The organism is Paenibacillus hodogayensis, assembly GCF_039536325.1.
Taxonomy (GTDB): domain Bacteria; phylum Bacillota; class Bacilli; order Paenibacillales; family NBRC-103111; genus Paenibacillus_AB; species Paenibacillus_AB hodogayensis.
The window spans coordinates 533,989-551,330 of record NZ_BAAAYO010000006.1 but is presented as its reverse complement, the minus strand read 5'-3'; the positions used below and the strand labels follow the sequence as shown (position 1 = coordinate 551,330).

The following is a 17,342-nucleotide window of genomic DNA, read 5'->3' as shown; positions in this document are numbered from 1 at the left end:
ATGGGGAAAATCGTAGCGATCGTATCGTCCAGGCCCGAGACGGTAGAGGGCGGGGCGCCGATGTTTTTTGTGGAGACGGAGCAGGAGCGGCAGGAGCTGTCGTTTTTGCTGGAAAAAATATTGGACGCCAGCGCCCATGATTTGAAAAACGGAACGATGGTGCTTGTCGATCACAAAGAATAAGGCTCGCCGAAGACGGCTGCCTCGCATACAAACGACGGAGCGGGTGCGGAGAGCACGCCGCTCCTTCACTTTGCCAGCCTAATTTGTTATGATGGTAGTTGTGAGATTTTTACGAAGGAAGGCTCCGCAGGACGTCAAAACGTCCGCGAAGCGATTATGAGGCAGGAGTTGAATCGGAATGGCACGTCCCATCGTGGCGATTGTAGGACGCCCGAACGTCGGAAAATCGACGATTTTTAATCGGATTATCGGCGACAGGCTCGCGATCGTGGAAGACAAACCCGGCGTAACGCGTGACCGTATATACGGGATCGGGGAATGGATGGGCACATCGTTTAGCGTGATCGATACCGGCGGTATAGAAATCGACGGAGCCGACGAAATGCTGAAATCGATCCGTATGCAGGCCGAGCTGGCCATCGAGGAAGCCGACGCGATCGTGTTTATGGTCGACGGCAAAGCCGGCCTGACCGGATCGGATTCGGAAGTGGCGCAAATGCTGTACCGCGCCAAGAAGCCCGTTATACTGGCCGTCAACAAGGTGGATAATCTGAAAAGGCAAGACGATATTTACGAGTTTTACACGTTGGGCTTCGGAGATCCGATCGGCATTTCCGGTTCTCACGGCATCGGCATCGGCGATCTGCTGGAAGCGGTCGTGACCAATTTGCCGGAGAAGGAAGAAGAGCAATACGGGGAAGATACGATCCGGGTCGCGCTGATCGGCAGGCCGAACGTTGGCAAGTCGTCGCTTGTAAACGCCATCCTGGGGGAAGAACGGGTTATCGTCAGCGATCAGGCTGGCACGACGCGGGATGCGATCGATACCCCGTTCGAGCGCGACGACCAGAAGTTCGTGCTCATCGATACGGCGGGTATGCGCAAGCGCGGCAAAGTATACGAGACGACCGAGAAATACAGCGTGATGAGGGCCATGCACGCGATCGAACGGGCCGATGTCGTGCTGGTCGTGATCAACGGCGAGGAAGGCATTATCGAGCAGGACAAGCACATTGCCGGTTATGCCCATGAAGCGGGCAAAGCGGCCATATTCGTCGTCAACAAATGGGATGTCGTGGAAAAGGACGACAAAACCATGCAGCAGTTTTCGCAAAAAATCCGCGATCACTTTCTGTTTATGACGTATGCGCCGATCGCCTTCGTCTCCGCGAAAACGAAGCAGCGGCTGCACAAGCTGCTGCCGATCGTCGTGGAGGTAAGCGAGCAGCACGCAATGCGGGTTCAAACCCATCTGTTGAACGACGTCGTATCCGATGCGGTGGCCATGAATCCGCCTCCTACGGATAAAGGAAAACGGCTTAAAATCAATTACGCGACCCAAGTTTCCGTCAAGCCGCCGACGATCCTTCTGTTCGTCAACGATCCGGAATTGATGCACTTCTCGTACGAGCGGTATTTGGAAAACCGTATCCGTGCGGCTTTCCGTTTCGAAGGAACGCCAATCCGCCTGTTTACGCGCAAAAAATCAGACGACGAATAGGGAGAGGTACTCGTGCATACGTTCGTTCCGGTAGTGTTGGCTTATTTGCTCGGCTCGATCAGCTTCAGCTTCTTATACGGCAAGCTGTTTAAAGGAATCGATATCCGCAAGCACGGCAGCGGCAATGCGGGCGCAACCAATACGCTTCGTGTGATCGGCGTCGGTCCGGCGATTGCCGTGCTGCTGCTCGATGCGGCCAAAGGCGTGGCGGCAGTGTGGATCGGGATGGCCATGGGAGCGGATTCCGGCGTCTCTTATATCGCCGCGCTCTCCGGTCTGGCCGCCATCGCAGGTCATAACTGGCCGATCTATTTTGGCTTCAAGGGCGGCAAAGGGATCGCTACGACGATTGGCGTCGCCGCGACCCTATGTCTCGTTCCGGCTCTGATCGCCGGCGCGGTAGCGATCGCACTGATTGCCCTGACCCGCTACGTGTCTCTCGGTTCGCTCGTATTTGCGGCACTTATCCCGATATTAGTAGGTTTTATGGATTACCCTGCCGATGTGTTCTGGGCTACTTTGCTGATCGGCGTATTCGCGATCGTTCGTCATCGGACCAACATCGTCAAGCTGGTGAAGGGCAAAGAAAATAAAATCGGGCAGCGCGCAGGCGGCGTGTCGGGCGGGAAGGAGAAGGTCGGATGAGCTTACGAAAAGCGGCGGTTATTACGGCGGGAAGCTGGGGCACGGGACTGGCCTCCGTCCTGGCGGACAACGATTTCGCCGTGACGCTGTACACGCGCACGCAAGCGCAGGCGGACGAAATCAACGACAGCCGTCGCAACGGCAAGTATACGGGCGATTTCGTCCTGTCCGAGCGTATCACGGCGACAGCTTCCATGGAGGAAGCGCTGTCCGGCGCGGGCGTCGTGCTGTTCGTCTCGCCTTCCCATGCAATGCGGCAGGTAGCCCGCCAGGCGCGGCCGTATGTGCTGGCGTCGGCGACGGTCATTCATGCGACGAAGGGGTTTGAGCCGGAGACGATGAAACGGATGACGACCGTGTTGGCCGAGGAGCTTCCGCACCTCGATCCGTCCCGGCTTGTCGTCTTGTCCGGACCGAGTCACGCCGAAGAGGTCGTGCAGCGGCGCCCGACTACGGTCGTCGTAGCCGCCGATTGTCTGGAGGCGGCCGAACAGGCGCAGGATGTACTGATCAACCCGTATTTTCGCGTTTATACGAACCCCGACGTGATCGGCGTGGAGGTTGGAGGGGCGCTGAAAAACATCATTGCGCTCGGCGCCGGATTGTCCGACGGCCTCGGCTTTGGCGACAACGCCAAGGCGGCGCTGCTGACGCGCGGGCTGGCGGAGATTGCCCGATTGGGCGCAAGCATGGGCGGACACGCGCTGACCTTCTCCGGCTTGGCCGGCGTCGGCGATCTGGTCGTAACGTGTACGAGCCAGCATAGCCGCAACTGGCGAGCCGGATATTTGCTCGGTCAGGGCCGGCCTCTGGACGAGGTGCTCGAAACGATGGGCATGGTCGTGGAAGGCGTGAAGACGACGAAAACCGCCTATGCGCTGTCCAAACAATACGAAGTGTCGATGCCGATTACGGAGCAGCTGCACGAGGTGCTGTTCGCCGGCAAAGAGCCGCAGCAGGCGGTCGGTCATTTGATGGGCCGCGGACGTACGCACGAGAACGAGGAGCTCGCCGACGCTTTCGGCGGGAAATGGATACTTTAACCGGCAAAGCCGCCTACACCTTCCGCGTGCAGACCTCATACAATACGGTAAGTCACTGTTTGAGGAGGTCACGCATGAGCGGCAAAGAGATATCGAAGGACGTACTGAATGCCGTCAAGAAAAAGGTCGGCAAAAACGTGTCCGAGAAGGACATATACAAGTTGGCGAGCGGGGTTAAGCCGTCCACCGTGCAAAGCGAGAAGCAGCTGCGGCAGCTGATCAAGCAAGTGTCCAGCATGGTGAAGGTGCCCGTGTCCGATGCGACGATGAATGAGATTGTCAGCGCCGTACAGAAGAGCGGAATGAATCCGAACAACATGGAAGCGCTGATGAAAATGATGATGAAAAAATAGGCAAGCTCCGTGCTGCGCCAACGCGAGCCCCTTTTGAAGGGGCTTGCTTTTTTTTGCCCGAATTGTCCGATTCGTCCGTTGTGACAAGTTGCCGGTATGTCCGCCCTTTTCTATAATGGGAACGTAAGTTCTTATTATAGGAATAAGGGAGAGATGCAGTTTGAGAAAAGCATGGATCGTGTGGTTGATGGTTTGGAGCTTGCTGTTGGTGGGAACGACCGCTTATGCGGCTCCGTATACGGCGCAGCCGGGGCTGCTGCGCTGGCAGCCCGGCGTGTCGGAATCGGGCGGCTACCAGTACGGAGCGACCGACGGCAATCCGCAGACGTTCATTACGGTAAGCAATGAGCCGGTCGTGTGGACGTTTCCGCGCCCGGTAGATTTGACCGGTTTTATCTTTTATGCGGATTCCCCGGATGCGCAGCTTTACTTGCTTGACGTAAACGGGACCGAGGTGGCCGCGGCCGGGGCGTACACGACGGAGCCTACGGCCCCGTTCCCGATCCAGATGTCTGCGGTCAAGTCGCTTCGGGTGAAATCGGCCAAGCCGGCCAACGCGGTGCGCGTGTATGAACTGGACGTCTACGGGAAAGTATCCGCGATCGCTCCCGGCGTTCCGACTTCGCTGCGGGCGAACGGTATGGATCGGACGGTGCAGCTCGATTGGCGGGATTCCCAATATGCGCTCGGCTACCGCGTGAAACGGTCGATGACGCCAGGAGGGCCGTATTCGGTCGTGCAAACCGTCTATGGGACAACCTATGCCGATAAGTCGGTCATGAACGGCTACGGGTATTACTACGTTGTCTCGGCTTTCAACGAATTCGGCGAAAGCGGCAATTCCGATCCCGCTTACGCCGTGCCGTACCTGCCTGTTCCGTCCACACCGGCGAGCTTGTCGGCTTACCCCGGGGACGGACAAGTGATGCTGCAATGGCCTACGGTGACGGGGGCGGTATACTACAACGTCAAACGGGCCGTATGGCCGGGCGGCGGATTTACGACGGTTGCGCAAACCGTATACGGCTACTATACGGATACGAGTGCGGCCAACGGAGTCACTTACGCCTACACCGTCTCCGCCATGAACGCTTCCGGTGAAAGCGGCCCGAGTATCGTAGCGACGGCTATGCCTGTCGCCCCGCAGCCCGACCGGGCGATGCTGGTTGTGACGCTGACCGACCGGCTTCTGAAGGAATACGATGTCTCGCTGCAGGAAGCGGAGGCGTTCGCCGCCTGGTACGCGGCAGGACCGAACGGACCGCGGGGGCCGGTATTCACGATCGACCGCTCCGCGGCCAATAAAGGCCCTTACTCGAAGCGGCTGGACTATATAGCGTATGCCAGCGTCGTTTCGTTCGAGATTAACGCTTACCGCTCCAGATAAGGTCGGCGCTCCGAAAGGGCTCCGCGCAAGCCAGAAACGTCCGGACACCCGTCCGGGCGTTTTTTAAATTGACGGCAAAACCGTGCCCCGATTTCACAAAAGCTCGCCGGAATGCTATAATCAGGGGCGATAGAACTAATGCATAGGGTGATTTCATTTGAGCAGCATGGATAAGATGTGGGCCTCCTTCATCGGAATGGGGCTGATGGTACTGGCATCCTTCCTGGTTACGTTTGCCAGAGTCAAGTTGAAGGGCGTCGTGCGAGGCGTTCTATCGGCGATCGCTTTCGTCATTTTGCTTGTTTCCGTCGTGTATATGATCCTATCGATTATTTGACAGAAGACGGAGGGAAGCCCAATGATCGAATTGACGGGACGTACCAAACGAAAGACCGTGGAAGCCGTCGCAGGGCAAACCGTCCTGCAGCTGGCGCTTAAAGCCGATGTGGACTGGGCGTTCAACTGCACGCGGGGCACCTGCTGCCGTTGTCGCTGTCATGTCGTGGAAGGCATTGCATGTTTGGACGAACCGACCAAGGCGGAGCGGATCGGTTTGGAAGAAGAGGAGCTTGAACAAGGATACCGGCTCGGGTGTCAAGCGAAGGTGATAAGCAATGGACATATCGTCGTGCAAAACAAACCGTATTGAGCCTGCCGTCCATGCGGTCCCGGCGTCCGTCGTCCGGGCGTTGGACATTATTGGGCAGCTGCTGGCGGATTGCGGTGTCGTCTGGCTGGTCGGCGGCAGCTGCGGAGCGCTGCTGCAGGGGACTCCGCTCGGTGTGGTGCCGCGCGATCTGGACGTCTATGTGGATGCCGGAGAGGCTGAGGCGGTACATGCCGCGCTGCACGCTTATTCGGTAGACGAACAGGCTTACAGCGAGACGGATCAGTATGGGTCCTTGCTGAGCCATTATGAAATTGAGGGCGTACAGGTTGAGCTTGTAGGCAGTCTCCAGGTACGTCTGGATGAAGCCGAGTACGAGGTGCGCATTCGCTCCGTGCTGGCTCCCTTTGCCGCCGAAGGAACGGTCGGCGCGGCGACGGTCCGTTTTATGCCGCTTGCCCATGAACTGCTCTTCAACGTACTGCGGGAGCGCCGCGACCGCTACGAGCCGCTCGCGGCGGGTATGCGTTCGGAGCCTGCTCGTCATGATCCGGTCCTGCGCGTTCTGCTCGAAGGCAACCGCATAGGCGACCGTTTCGCAGGGCGCATCGGCGAGCTGCTGCAAGCGCCGTCCGAAGGGGAGGAGAGCGGGGGTGAACGTTGAAGTCCGCTTTAAGCCTGACAATAAAACGATTCAAGTTAAGCCGGGGTCGACCGTGCTCCAGGCTGCCCAGAAAGCGCGCATTCTTATCCGTACCCGCTGCGGGGGCAACGCTGCCTGCCTGATGTGCAAGGTGATCGTGGAGGATGCGGCAGGCTTGACGGCGGCGGGAGACAACGAGAAGCGGAAGCTGGGCGATTTGGTCGACCAGAGCTTTCGACTGGCTTGCCAAGCTAGGATAACCGGGCCGTGCACCGTCACTGTTCCGGAAGACCCGTTGAAGGCCGCGGTACGCGCCCAACTGGCCAAGCAGCAGGAAGAGGAAGGTCTCTGGTAGTCAGGATGCCAAGGAACGATAGAAGCCGAAGGGGATAAAGGAGAGAGCCGATGTTTGCGTTTGCAAGACGCCGCGCGCTAGCGGAACGATCCGGTTCGGGAGAAGCGCGCTTGTCCGGCGTCAGCCGCCAAGCTTTTGCCGCACGACTGGCGGGGATGATCGTTTCCGTCATGCTGCTGCCGCTGCTGGCCGGATGTCTGTACCCGAAGGAGATGCGCAAGGAAAATCAGGCTTCCGTCATGGAAAGTCTGCTGCTTGTGCAGCATGCGGTCGATTTGTACAAAGAGAAAAACGGCGTGCTGCCGATCAAGAACTTCGAGGTCGACACGCCGATTTACGAGCAGTACGTGCTGGATATGAAGAAGCTGTCGCAAGGCCCGTATCTCGGGCAAGTGCCAGGAATCGCCTTCGAGAACGGCGGGAAATTCCTGTTCGTGCTCGTTCATGCCGAGCAGAAGCCGGAGGTTAAGCTGCTGGATATTGCGGCCTTCCAAAAAACCGGAGACCTGCAGCGGGCGGTCGACGATTACAAAAAAGCGAAAAACGGGGAAATTCCGAAGGGCGAGGAAGCCGGCCGCAACGTATTCCGGCTCGATTTCGCCAAGCTGGGCAAAAAAACCGAGCAGGTGCAGAGCCTGTACTCCCGTCAATATTTGACTTTCCTGATCGACGGCAGCGGTACGGTCGGCATCGACTATGCGCCGGAGGTTATGCAGGCGATGGAGCGCAAAGGGATGAAGTCGGCCGATGGAAAGACCGACTTGCGGGAATTGCTTGTAGCCGATGCGCCTTATGTACCGGTCAAATCGTTCCCCTATTACTGGTTGAATAATGAGCCGAAGCCGTCTGCTTCTTGAGACGCTTCGGCTTATTGCGTAGATGCGGCCTGAAGACGGTACTCGCTCGGGCTCAGCTTGACGATGCTGCGGAACGTGCGGCTGAAATGCGACGACGATGCGAAGCCGAGCGTATAGGCGATCTCCGTCAGCGACAAGCCCGTATCGGACAGCAGCAGCCGCTTGCTTTCGCGAATGCGCTGAAGCAGGACGTATTGATAGAAGGCGATGCCGGTTTCCCGTTTGAAGGTGCGCGTCAGATGCTCCGGGCTGACATGGAACCGCCGTGCAGCGGTTTGCAACGACAAATCTTCGTACAGGTGCGATTCGATAAACGTGCAGCAGCTCTCCGCCAGCTCGCGCGCAACATGCCGCTGAGGTAACCGGCCGATGTCGGGCGACGCCTGCTCGTCTACCAGCCGGCCGACGGAGACGATCATCGACAGCAGTTGGGCCATCAGCATTTGCTGCCAGCCCGGCTTTTGCTCCTGCTGCTCCTGGTACATCGCCACGGCGATCTGCCGGAGCGCTGCGAACGTTTTCATTTGCAGCTGGAACTGGTGGCAAGAGACGTTGTCGAACCAGCGCAGCGGGGAATGCGTATCGGGAAATTGAGCAGTCGCCTGCTTCAACATAACGTCGTTGACGCATATGACCGCTCGGCGGTAATGGTCGGAAGGCTCGACAAATACTTGATGAGGTACATCGCCGGGAAAGACGAGCAGTTGGCCGGGCGACGTTTTGTAAATGCGTTCGCCGACAACAAAGTAAGCGGTTCCAGCCAAGCTGAGATTAAATTCGATTCCCGGCTGCACGTGCAGCATATAGCGGTGATATTTTATGGACTCCTTGCGCAAATAGACGGGGAACAGACGGAAATATTTTTCGACGACCCGATTCGTCTCCGGACGATGCGTCTTCATGTTCAATTCAAAAGTCATCGGCAGTACCCCTTCCCGATCGAGGTTACGCGTAATGCGTCCCGCTATGCATTATAGACCATGACCGCAAAGACAGGCAAATCAGGAAACGGAGGAAAAAGACGCCTAATCCGCCTCGTAGCGACAAGGGAGACGGGCGAGCTGATTTTTTCGAACATCAAAATTTTTCTCCAAAAAAGTGATCAATTATAGGAAAGATTTTCCCAAAGGGGGGAGGTACAATTAAAGCGCTCACAGTAATCAGTAGCTGAATAGGGGGACGAAAGATGAAGCGATTCCAAAAAACCGTGCTTGGTCTGGGGATGTCGATGACCGTTTTGCTCGCCGGATGTGGGGACAAAGGGACCGACCCTGCCGACGGAAACGGAAAGAAACCAGAGAAGTTGGAAACGGTGACCTTGAACTTTTTGTATAATGGGTACTCCAAGGAGCTTCTCGAAGAATTGAAGGGAAAAGTGGAGAATCACTTTCCTAACATCAAGCTGAACGTCATGCTGGAGGGCAAGGGCAACATGCTTGAAGACGTGGTGGGGGCGGGCATTTCCGTCGATGCGATTGCCCGGTCGGCGGGCGGGCTGCCTGGCACCCTGCGGGATAAACTTGTTACAGACCTGACGCCGTACATGACAAAATACAAGTTCGATGTGAACCGGTTTTCACCGGGCGTGCTGGAAACCGTCAAATCGTACTCCGATAAAGGCGAATTTCTGATCATGCCGTATGAATTAAACAATTCGACGCTATATTTTAACAAAAGCCTGTTCGACAAATTTGGCGTTCCTTACCCGACCGATAACATGACTTGGGATCAAGTGTACGACATTACGAAAAAAATGACGCGCGTCGAAGGCGGGGTCAACTACAAAGGCTTTAAATTTAGCGCGCTGAATTTGGCATTCCGGAACCAGATGGGCTTGCCGTTCGCCGACCCGGCTACGGGGAAAACGACGATCAATACGGATCCGTGGAAAAAATGGGTGGAGTCGATGGTCCGGTTTTACGATATTCCGGGAAACGAGCCTTCGGCCGAGGACACCGCCAATTTCTTCACCAATCAGACTTTGGCCATGATGGCCGGTCCGAGTCCGCTTGACCTGCTGCCCGCAGCCGTTCAGAAAGGGCTGGATTGGGATGTCGTCACGTTGCCCAATTTCGAAGGCATGAAAGGCGTCGGTTCGCAGATGAACGCTCCTTTCTATTCGATTATGCCGAACAGCAAGTATAAGGACGAAACGTTCGAGGTGCTTGCCTACATCGTGTCCGACGAAATTCAAGCGGCCAACGCCCGTAAAGGACATGTTCCGGTTTTGCGCGACGATAAAGTATTGAACGATTTTGGTAAAGATCTCGATATTTTGAAAGGGAAAAACGTCAAGGCGTTTTATGCGGAGAAAATCGCCAAGCCGGTTCCGACCGTTCTGAACGACGGGAGCATCCGGGCGAAGTTAAGCCAAATTATCGATACTTACAAAACGAGCCAGCAAGATCTCAATTCCATGTTGCGCAAAGCCGAAGAAGATGCGAATAAGCAAATCGAGGAACAAAATAAAAAATAACGGCTGTCCTCATCATGCAAATTTTATGAAGAACCCCCCTGCGGTACGAAGGGGGTTTTTTTGCGCGGTTCCGCTTATTCCTTTTTTTATCGCCATGGCTTCGAATATGCGGGTCGGTATCGACATATAGTGGTGGAAGGGAAAATCAATGCGCACGGGGAGTTGGTAGATCGATAGATTCCGGAGCCGCTTCGTCCGAAACTTTTAATAGGCGCTAGTCATAATCGCAAAACCTAGTACATATATTTTTACTAGTCAAAAAACATGTACGAGTATCGTCGCTTCGCGAGTATGAATAACGGCTTCCGCCGTCAACCATCCGATTGCGACATCTGCTTCGTTCATTATCCTGCCTAGGAGGGGATCTCATTGGAGAAAGTGGATATCTTTAAGGACATCGCGGAGCGTACCGGGGGGGACATCTACCTTGGAGTCGTAGGAGCGGTCCGGACGGGGAAATCTACGTTTATTAAACGGTTCATGGAAACACTGGTGTTGCCGAACATCCAGAACGAAGCTGAACGGGTCCGGGCGACCGACGAGCTGCCGCAGAGCGCGGCCGGCAAGACGATCATGACGACCGAGCCGAAGTTCGTGCCGAATAACGCGGTGCGGCTGAACGTCGCGGAAGGTCTCAACGTCAACATCCGGCTTGTCGATTGCGTCGGTTACGCCGTTCAGGGCGCCAAAGGCTATGAGGACGAAAGCGGACCGCGGATGATTACGACACCGTGGTTCGACGAACCGATTCCGTTCCAGGAAGCGGCCGAGATCGGCACGCGCAAAGTCATTCAAGAGCATTCGACGCTCGGCGTCGTCGTGACGACCGACGGCTCCATCGCGGAAATTCCGCGCTCCTCGTATGTCGAAGCGGAAGAGCGGGTCATCAACGAGCTGAAGGAAGTCGGCAAGCCGTTCATTCTGATCGTCAACTCTGTCAAGCCGACGAGTCCGGAGACGGTCGATCTGCGCAACGAGCTGGCCGCCAAATACGACATCCCGGTTATGGCCACAAGCGTAGCGAACATGACGGAAGACGATATTTTGCAAGTCATGCGCGAGGTGCTGTACGAGTTCCCGGTTCACGAAGTGAACGTCAACCTGCCCAGCTGGGTTATGGTGCTCGGCGAAAACCATTGGCTGCGTTCGCACTTCGAGAGCTCCGTCCGCAATACGGTCAAAGATATTCGCCGTTTGCGCGACGTGGATCGGGTCGTCAGCCAGTTCGACACGTACGATTTCATCGAGCGGGCCGCGCTTGCCGGTATGGATATGGGGCAGGGCGTGGCCGAAATCGACCTGTACGCGCCCGACGAGCTGTACGATAAAATTTTGATGGAAGTCGTCGGCGTGGAAATTCGCGGCAAGGACCATCTGCTCCAGCTGATGCAGGAATTCACCCACGCGAAGCGGGAATACGACCGGTTTGCCGAGGCGCTGGAGATGGTCAAGACGACCGGCTACGGCATCGCGCCGCCGAGCCTCGAGGATATGTCGCTCGACGAGCCGGAGCTGATCCGCCAAGGCTCGCGCTTCGGGGTTCGTCTGAAGGCGACGGCGCCTTCGATCCATATGATCCGCGTCGACGTCGAGTCGGAATTCGCGCCGATTATCGGGACGGAGAAGCAGAGCGAGGAACTGGTCCGCTATCTGATGCAGGACTTCGAGGAGAATCCGTTGAAAATATGGGATTCCGATATTTTCGGCCGCTCGCTGAACTCGATCGTCCGCGAAGGCATTCAGGGCAAGCTGGCGATGATGCCGGACAACGCCCGCTACAAGCTGCAGGAAACGCTGGGCCGCATTATCAACGAAGGCTCGGGCGGTCTAATCGCCATCATTTTGTAACGGCATAACCGACAAGCAGGCAGCGCTCCCGATGACGGGAGGCTGTCTGCTTTGGCGCGTCTTGCCGTCGTTTTGTTTTATTTTTGCGAAGAGACGTATATTTTGCGCGGAAACGGTGAACACAGAGAGTAACGGCAGTAGTACGTTAAGGGGGAGGTGAATGGCATGAATAAATCGGAGCTGATCGCCAAAGTGGCGGAAACGACCGACTTGTCCAAAAAAGACATTACGAAAGCGATTGACGCCGTTTTCGAAGCAATTACCGGTGCGCTGCAAAGCGGGGATAAAGTGCAGCTCGTCGGATTCGGAAACTTTGAAGTTCGTGAACGTTCCGCTCGCAAAGGCCGCAATCCGCAGACGGGCGAAGAGATCGACATTCCGGCAAGCAAGGTGCCTGCTTTTAAACCGGGCAAGCAGCTGCGCGACGTTTGCGCGCAATAACGTCTTCTTTAAAGAATGGAACTATAGGATATCCTTACGAAGTGCCTGACGATGACGCCAGGCACTTTTTGCGTTGCGCTGCACAGGTGGGATGCCCCGTGCCCGTTCATGAGGCCGACGGCTCCAGCGAACCGGGCTTAGCGCCCGTATGGAGCTTCTGTCTGCGGCTGCCGGTCGAACAGCCGGCTCAGTACGATCGTGACGGCCCCGATGGCGGTTGCCCGGCTGCCAAGCCGCGACGTCTCGATCGTCAGCGCGCGGACTGAAGATTCGAGCGCGCGGGCGTTTACCGTTTGCAGGAGCGGCTCGGTCAGCAGCGGACCGGCCTGCGAGACGCCGCCGCCCAAGATGATCTTTTGCGGATTCAGCGTATGGATCATATTCGTCAGGCCGATGCCCAGCAGGCGGCCCGCTTTGCCGAACGCTTCGCGAGCGAGCTCGTCTCCCTCCAACGCGGCCTCGTACACCAGTTCTCCGGTAATCGCCTGAAGATTGCCGGAAGCCGCGGCCAGCATTTGGCTTGAACGTCCCAAGGCGATTTCGTTCTGGACGCTCTCTGCGATCGCCGGGCCGGAGACGAGCGTCTGCAGGCAGCCGTAGTTGCCGCATTCGCAGCGGGGGCCGTTCAGGTCGACGGTCGTATGCCCGATTTCTCCGGCCGCATAGCTGCTGCCGCGGAAAATATGCCGGTTCAGCACAATGCCGGCGCCGACCCCCACCCCGATGTTAACGCAGATGAAATGATCGACATCCTGCCCGCCTCCGAACCAAAGCTCGCCAAGCGCCATCGCCACCACGTCGTTCTCCACATAGACGGGCAGGCCGAACGCCTGCTCCAGCGATTCGCCGATCGGCACATGGCGCAGCTGCAAGTTCGGAGCGAACACGGCCATGCCCTCCTCCGGGTTGACCAGCCCGTGCATCCCGACGCCGATGCCGAGTACCGGGCGCTGCTCTCCGGCGGCGCCGATCAGCTCGGCGACCGCATGATGCAGCTCGGCCAGCAGTGTGGGGGCGTCCGGCTTTGGCGGCAGAGTACGGCGCTCCTCGCGAATGACTCCGGCGTCAAGATCGGTCAATACCGCCTTGATTGTGCTCACCCCGACGTCGATGCCTATGATAGAGAACGCCTCTGCATTGAGCTTGAGCATAATCGGCTTTCGTCCGCCGCTCGAAGCGCCGACCTCGCTCTCGACGATCATCTTTTCCTCCAGCAGCTCGTTGACGATATTCGTGACGGTCGGCGGTGTCAGGGCGATGCGTTTGGCGATTTCCGCCCGCGAGATCGGCCCTTCATTGCGAATCGTCGTCAGTACGATCGAGCGGTTCAACGATTTCATCCATTGAAAGCTGCCGACTATCGGCTTCGTCATCGGTCCCACCGTCCTTTTCCTTCTATTTTGTCCTTTCTAAGGATAACTAATTAAGTGCGCGAAGGCAATAAAAGCCGCCAATCCAATCGTAATGGAGGCCAGGGAAAACTTTGAGCAAAATAAGGTTGTGTTCGAATTCAGGAGAGAGTATGATAAGATTAACCAAACTTAATTAAATAATTTTATTAAGTAGAGAAAGCCGGTAACGGCAAGGAGGAAATGTAACGATGGCAGAACTGCGCTATAACCCGCTGCTGCGCGATTGGATCATGGTGGCGTCCAATCGGCAAAACCGCCCGCATATGCCCAAAGGCTATTGTCCGTTCTGTCCAGGCTCGGGCAAAGTTCCGGACGATTACGAGGTGCACGTGTACGAGAACGATTTTCCCGCGCTCAGTCCGAACCCGCCGGAGCCAGACCCGGTCGCCACATCGCTGTATAAGGCGGAAAAGTCGTTCGGCAAATGCGAGGTGATCCTGTATTCGCCGGATCATACGAAGACGCTGCCGGAGTTGCCGGTCGATCATATCGGCAAGCTGATCGACGTATGGACCGAACGGTTCGTCGAGCTGGCGAAAGATCCGAAGCATCAGTATGTCATGATTTTCGAAAACCGCGGGGAAGAGTGCGGGGTGACGATGCCGCATCCGCATGGGCAAGTTTACGCCTATTCGCATATGCCGCTCAAGCTGAAGACGGAGCTGGAAAGCTGCCGCCTGCACCACGAAGAGCACGGAAGCTGCCTGCTTTGCGACATGAATCGCGACGAAACCGAATTCCGGCAGCGGATTATTATCGAGAACGAGCATTTCCTGTGCTATTTGCCCTACTTTACCGATTATCCATATGGCGTGTTTATCGTCAGCAAGCGCCATCTGACCGGCTTGCCGGACTTTACCTCCGACGAGAAACGGGCTTTGGCCGAAATGCTCAAGGACACGACCGGCACGATGGATCAGCTGTTCGATAAGCTGTTCCCGTATATGATGGTCATGCATCAACGGCCGGTCAACGGCGACGACGTCGAAGCGTATTATCATTTTCATATCGAATTTTATCCGCCGCTTCGCGACAAGGACAAGATCAAATGGTACGCTTCCTCCGAGATGGGCGCCTGGGCTGCAGCCAATCCGATGGCGGTGGAGGACACGGCCCCGAAGATGAGGGAAGCGTACGAACGTTATTTGAGGAAGGAAGGGAGATTGTCATGACAGCGACAACGATCGATTTGGGGCAGCTTCGCGCCCGGTTTGCCGAACGGTTCGGCAGCGACGAAGGGGTTCGCTGCTTTTTTGCCCCGGGGCGGGTGAACCTGATCGGCGAGCATACCGATTATAACGGAGGCTACGTGTTTCCGGCGGCCTTGACCTTCGGCACCTATGCGCTAATCAAGCCTCGGACCGACGGCGTATACCGCTTTCGTTCCAGCCAGTTTGCTGCGGAAGCCGACGTGAACGTCTCCGATGTCCGTCATCTCCCCGAGCACGATTGGGCCAACTACCCGAAAGGCGTTCTTTCCGAGCTGCTTCGGCTGGAGGAGGGGGGGTACGCGGACCGGCTGCGAGGGGCGGACATTTTGTATGACGGCAACGTTCCGAACGGGGCCGGTTTATCCTCCTCGGCTTCGATCGAGCTTGTAACGGCGCTCGCCTTCGCGGAGACGGCGGGCTTGTCGCTGCCTATGCTCACGCTCGTTCAGCTGTCGCAACGGGCCGAGAACCGTTTCGTTGGCGTCAACTGCGGCATTATGGACCAGTTTGCCGTCGGCATGGGCAAGCGCGCGCATGCGGTCATGCTCAAGTGCGATACGCTCGACTATCAGTACGTGCCGTTTCGCATTGACGGCTGCAAGCTGATCATTACGAACACGAACAAGCGCCGAGGCTTGGCCGACTCGAAGTACAACGAGCGTAGACAACAGTGCGAGGATGGGTTAAAGTGGATACGGGAAAAGCTGCCCGAGCTTGGCAGCTTAGGCGAGCTGACCGCCGAGCGGTGGGAGCAGGTGCGTCATGCGATTCCCGATCCGCTGATCGCCAATCGGGTGGAGCATGTTGTCGCTGAGGATGACCGCGTGCTGAAGGCGCGCGTTTATTTGGAGCAAGGGGAGCTGGAGGCGTTCGGTTTGCTGATGAACGCTTCTCACGAATCTTTGCGCGATTTGTACGAGGTAACCGGCTTCGAGCTGGATACGTTGTATGAGGAAGCGCGAGCCGTCGAGGGCTGTATCGGCACGCGCATGACAGGTGCCGGCTTCGGCGGCTGCAATGTCAGCATCGTTCGCGACGAAGCAGTTGAGCGGTTTCAGCGGAGCGTGGCGGACAATTATACGGCGAAGACGGGGCTCGTCCCTTCCTTCTACGTATGCGATATTGGCGACGGCGCGAAAGAGCTGGAGCTGTAGCAAAAAGTATGGGCGTCAGGGCAGGCCGGCGAATGTTCCGATAGCTGTTCCGGTCGTTGGCCGCAGCCTGCCTCGGCGCCCGATTCCGATTGTCGGGGGGGAAAGTAAGCATGGCTATTCTCGTAACGGGCGGTGCCGGCTATATTGGAAGCCATACCGTCGTAGAACTGCTGTCGCACGGCGAACAGGTGGTCGTCGTCGACAGCTTGCGTACCGGACACCGCTCTGCCGTATCGGCCGACGCGCGTTTTTATGAAGGCGATATCCGCGATGCGGAGCTGCTCGACCGCGTATTCGGCGAGAATGCGATCGAGGCGGTCATTCATTTTGCCGCCAGCTCGCTTGTTGGGGAGAGCGTGCAGCAGCCGCTGGCCTATTACGACAACAACCTGTTCGGCACTTATTCGCTCGTGAACGCGATGGTGAAGCATGGGGTGAACAAAATCGTGTTCTCGTCGACGGCGGCCACCTACGGAGAGCCGGAACGGGTGCCGATCGAGGAGATCGCTCCTACGCGGCCCGAGAGCCCGTATGGCGAAACGAAGCTGGCGATGGAAAATATGTTTCGCTGGTGCGACAAGGCGTACGGCATCAAATTCGTTTCTTTGCGTTATTTCAATGCGTGCGGAGCGCATCCGGACGGCTTGATCGGCGAAGATCATAAACCGGAAAGCCATCTGATTCCGATCATATTGCAGGTGCCGCTCGGCCAGCGCGAGCATATCGGCATTTATGGCGACGATTATCCGACCGAGGACGGCACGTGTATCCGCGATTATGTTCACGTCATGGATTTGGCCAACGCCCATTGGCTCGCCCTTCAGCATATGCGCGCCGGCCATTCGAGCGATGTGTTCAACCTCGGCAGCGGTGCAGGCTTCTCGGTCCAGCAGGTGATCGAGCTGGCCCGTTCCGTGACGGAGCACCCGATTCCGGCCGTTGTCTCGCCTCGCCGGGCGGGAGACCCGGCTGTGCTCATCGCTTCCTCTTCCAAAGCAAGGTCCGTGCTGGGCTGGCAGCCCCGCTACGACGACCTAGCCACGATTATCCGTACGGCCTGGAACTGGCACAAGCAGCACCCGGACGGCTACGCCGATTAAGAGGGGGCAGCTTGCGGGCTTGCTGAACATTATGCCGATAGAACGCTCTTCCTGATAGCGGGAAGAGCGTTCTTTGTTGTTCCCGCTGCTTCTTCCTTTATGCTCAGAATCGGTTCAGAGCCGTGC

General features: G+C 57.1%; 19 protein-coding genes. 17 read left to right on the top strand and 2 right to left on the bottom strand.

Going from position 1 to position 17,342, the window contains the following annotated elements:
• From ABD796_RS13585 to ABD796_RS13535, 11 genes are all read left to right on the top strand, one after another.
• Window positions 1–183 carry a capping complex subunit for YIEGIA gene (locus ABD796_RS13585; RefSeq protein ID WP_344908645.1) on the top strand — a complete coding sequence of 61 codons (183 nt, stop codon included), beginning with the start codon at window positions 1–3 and terminating at the stop codon, window positions 181–183.
• 178 nt (window positions 184–361) lie between these two features.
• Window positions 362–1,684 carry a ribosome biogenesis GTPase Der gene (gene der, locus ABD796_RS13580; RefSeq protein WP_344908644.1) on the top strand — a complete coding sequence of 441 codons (1,323 nt, stop codon included), beginning with the start codon at window positions 362–364 and terminating at the stop codon, window positions 1,682–1,684.
• A 12-nt stretch (window positions 1,685–1,696) separates the two neighbouring features.
• Window positions 1,697–2,329: a glycerol-3-phosphate 1-O-acyltransferase PlsY gene (gene plsY, locus ABD796_RS13575; protein ID WP_344908643.1), complete on the top strand. Its 633-nt coding sequence runs from the start codon at window positions 1,697–1,699 to the stop codon at window positions 2,327–2,329.
• Window positions 2,326–3,372, top strand: a complete 1,047-nt coding sequence (locus ABD796_RS13570) for an NAD(P)H-dependent glycerol-3-phosphate dehydrogenase (protein ID WP_344908642.1) — start codon at window positions 2,326–2,328, stop codon at window positions 3,370–3,372. The genes plsY and ABD796_RS13570 overlap by 4 nt, the downstream gene beginning before the upstream one ends.
• Before the next feature lie 74 nt (window positions 3,373–3,446).
• Window positions 3,447–3,725: a stage VI sporulation protein F gene (locus tag ABD796_RS13565; protein ID WP_344908641.1), complete on the top strand. Its 279-nt coding sequence runs from the start codon at window positions 3,447–3,449 to the stop codon at window positions 3,723–3,725.
• Window positions 3,726–3,885: 160 nt separating this feature from the next.
• Window positions 3,886–5,112 (top strand): fibronectin type III domain-containing protein, encoded by a 1,227-nt coding sequence (locus ABD796_RS13560; protein WP_344908640.1) that lies wholly within the window; start codon window positions 3,886–3,888, stop codon window positions 5,110–5,112.
• Window positions 5,113–5,278: 166 nt separating this feature from the next.
• Window positions 5,279–5,449, top strand: coding sequence for a DUF2768 family protein (locus ABD796_RS13555; RefSeq protein ID WP_344908953.1), 171 nt, complete (start codon window positions 5,279–5,281; stop codon window positions 5,447–5,449).
• 21 nt (window positions 5,450–5,470) lie between these two features.
• Window positions 5,471–5,761 (top strand): 2Fe-2S iron-sulfur cluster-binding protein, encoded by a 291-nt coding sequence (locus ABD796_RS13550; RefSeq protein WP_344908639.1) that lies wholly within the window; start codon window positions 5,471–5,473, stop codon window positions 5,759–5,761.
• Window positions 5,727–6,383 carry a nucleotidyltransferase family protein gene (locus ABD796_RS13545; protein WP_344908638.1) on the top strand — a complete coding sequence of 219 codons (657 nt, stop codon included), beginning with the start codon at window positions 5,727–5,729 and terminating at the stop codon, window positions 6,381–6,383. The genes ABD796_RS13550 and ABD796_RS13545 overlap by 35 nt, the downstream gene beginning before the upstream one ends.
• Window positions 6,373–6,717: a 2Fe-2S iron-sulfur cluster-binding protein gene (locus ABD796_RS13540; RefSeq protein ID WP_344908637.1), complete on the top strand. Its 345-nt coding sequence runs from the start codon at window positions 6,373–6,375 to the stop codon at window positions 6,715–6,717. Before ABD796_RS13545 ends, ABD796_RS13540 begins: the two co-directional genes overlap by 11 nt.
• Before the next feature lie 50 nt (window positions 6,718–6,767).
• Window positions 6,768–7,574, top strand: a complete 807-nt coding sequence (locus ABD796_RS13535) for a DUF3939 domain-containing protein (RefSeq protein WP_344908636.1) — start codon at window positions 6,768–6,770, stop codon at window positions 7,572–7,574.
• Window positions 7,575–7,585: 11 nt separating this feature from the next.
• Here ABD796_RS13535 and ABD796_RS13530 read toward each other — a convergent pair whose 3' ends face one another.
• Entirely contained in the window at window positions 7,586–8,494 is a 909-nt protein-coding gene (locus ABD796_RS13530) for a helix-turn-helix domain-containing protein (RefSeq protein WP_344908635.1), read from the bottom strand.
• A 266-nt stretch (window positions 8,495–8,760) separates the two neighbouring features.
• Between ABD796_RS13530 and ABD796_RS13525 the strand changes: the two genes are divergently transcribed.
• From ABD796_RS13525 to ABD796_RS13515, 3 genes are all read left to right on the top strand, one after another.
• On the top strand, window positions 8,761–10,050 hold the full coding sequence (locus tag ABD796_RS13525) for an ABC transporter substrate-binding protein (protein WP_344908634.1): 1,290 nt from the start codon (window positions 8,761–8,763) through the stop codon (window positions 10,048–10,050).
• 369 nt (window positions 10,051–10,419) lie between these two features.
• On the top strand, window positions 10,420–11,898 hold the full coding sequence (gene spoIVA, locus ABD796_RS13520) for a stage IV sporulation protein A (RefSeq protein WP_344908633.1): 1,479 nt from the start codon (window positions 10,420–10,422) through the stop codon (window positions 11,896–11,898).
• Between the two features lie 165 nt (window positions 11,899–12,063).
• Complete coding sequence (locus ABD796_RS13515) at window positions 12,064–12,339, top strand: HU family DNA-binding protein (protein WP_120747332.1); 276 nt, start codon at window positions 12,064–12,066, stop codon at window positions 12,337–12,339.
• 137 nt (window positions 12,340–12,476) lie between these two features.
• Here ABD796_RS13515 and ABD796_RS13510 read toward each other — a convergent pair whose 3' ends face one another.
• Window positions 12,477–13,712 (bottom strand): ROK family transcriptional regulator, encoded by a 1,236-nt coding sequence (locus tag ABD796_RS13510; RefSeq protein ID WP_344908632.1) that lies wholly within the window; start codon window positions 13,710–13,712, stop codon window positions 12,477–12,479.
• 227 nt (window positions 13,713–13,939) lie between these two features.
• On the opposite strand from ABD796_RS13510, the gene galT reads away from it, so the two are divergent.
• The 3 genes from galT to galE all read left to right on the top strand — a co-directional run bounded on the left by galT (window position 13,940) and on the right by galE (window position 17,216).
• Window positions 13,940–14,923, top strand: a complete 984-nt coding sequence (gene galT / locus ABD796_RS13505; RefSeq protein WP_344908631.1) for a galactose-1-phosphate uridylyltransferase — start codon at window positions 13,940–13,942, stop codon at window positions 14,921–14,923.
• Window positions 14,920–16,116, top strand: a complete 1,197-nt coding sequence (locus ABD796_RS13500) for a galactokinase (protein WP_344908630.1) — start codon at window positions 14,920–14,922, stop codon at window positions 16,114–16,116. The genes galT and ABD796_RS13500 overlap by 4 nt, the downstream gene beginning before the upstream one ends.
• A 110-nt stretch (window positions 16,117–16,226) precedes the next feature.
• Window positions 16,227–17,216, top strand: a complete 990-nt coding sequence (galE, locus tag ABD796_RS13495) for a UDP-glucose 4-epimerase GalE (RefSeq protein WP_344908629.1) — start codon at window positions 16,227–16,229, stop codon at window positions 17,214–17,216.
• Window positions 17,217–17,342: the final 126 nt, after the last annotated feature.

Excerpts from the sequence above, each read along its gene's own strand:
- ABD796_RS13500 (WP_344908630.1), top strand. The coding sequence starts at position 14,920 with ATGACAGCGACAACGATCGATTTGGGGCAGCTTCGCGCCCGGTTTGCC.
- ABD796_RS13565 (WP_344908641.1), top strand. The coding sequence starts at position 3,447 with ATGAGCGGCAAAGAGATATCGAAGGACGTACTGAATGCCGTCAAGAAA.
- ABD796_RS13570 (WP_344908642.1), top strand. The coding sequence starts at position 2,326 with ATGAGCTTACGAAAAGCGGCGGTTATTACGGCGGGAAGCTGGGGCACG.
- ABD796_RS13545 (WP_344908638.1), top strand. The coding sequence starts at position 5,727 with ATGGACATATCGTCGTGCAAAACAAACCGTATTGAGCCTGCCGTCCAT.
- galT (WP_344908631.1), top strand. The coding sequence starts at position 13,940 with ATGGCAGAACTGCGCTATAACCCGCTGCTGCGCGATTGGATCATGGTG.
- ABD796_RS13530 (WP_344908635.1), bottom strand. The coding sequence starts at position 8,494 with ATGACTTTTGAATTGAACATGAAGACGCATCGTCCGGAGACGAATCGG.
- ABD796_RS13525 (WP_344908634.1), top strand. The coding sequence starts at position 8,761 with ATGAAGCGATTCCAAAAAACCGTGCTTGGTCTGGGGATGTCGATGACC.
- ABD796_RS13510 (WP_344908632.1), bottom strand. The coding sequence starts at position 13,712 with ATGACGAAGCCGATAGTCGGCAGCTTTCAATGGATGAAATCGTTGAAC.
- ABD796_RS13550 (WP_344908639.1), top strand. The coding sequence starts at position 5,471 with ATGATCGAATTGACGGGACGTACCAAACGAAAGACCGTGGAAGCCGTC.
- galE (WP_344908629.1), top strand. The coding sequence starts at position 16,227 with ATGGCTATTCTCGTAACGGGCGGTGCCGGCTATATTGGAAGCCATACC.
- der (WP_344908644.1), top strand. The coding sequence starts at position 362 with ATGGCACGTCCCATCGTGGCGATTGTAGGACGCCCGAACGTCGGAAAA.
- ABD796_RS13585 (WP_344908645.1), top strand. The coding sequence starts at position 1 with ATGGGGAAAATCGTAGCGATCGTATCGTCCAGGCCCGAGACGGTAGAG.
- ABD796_RS13535 (WP_344908636.1), top strand. The coding sequence starts at position 6,768 with ATGTTTGCGTTTGCAAGACGCCGCGCGCTAGCGGAACGATCCGGTTCG.
- ABD796_RS13515 (WP_120747332.1), top strand. The coding sequence starts at position 12,064 with ATGAATAAATCGGAGCTGATCGCCAAAGTGGCGGAAACGACCGACTTG.
- ABD796_RS13555 (WP_344908953.1), top strand. The coding sequence starts at position 5,279 with ATGGATAAGATGTGGGCCTCCTTCATCGGAATGGGGCTGATGGTACTG.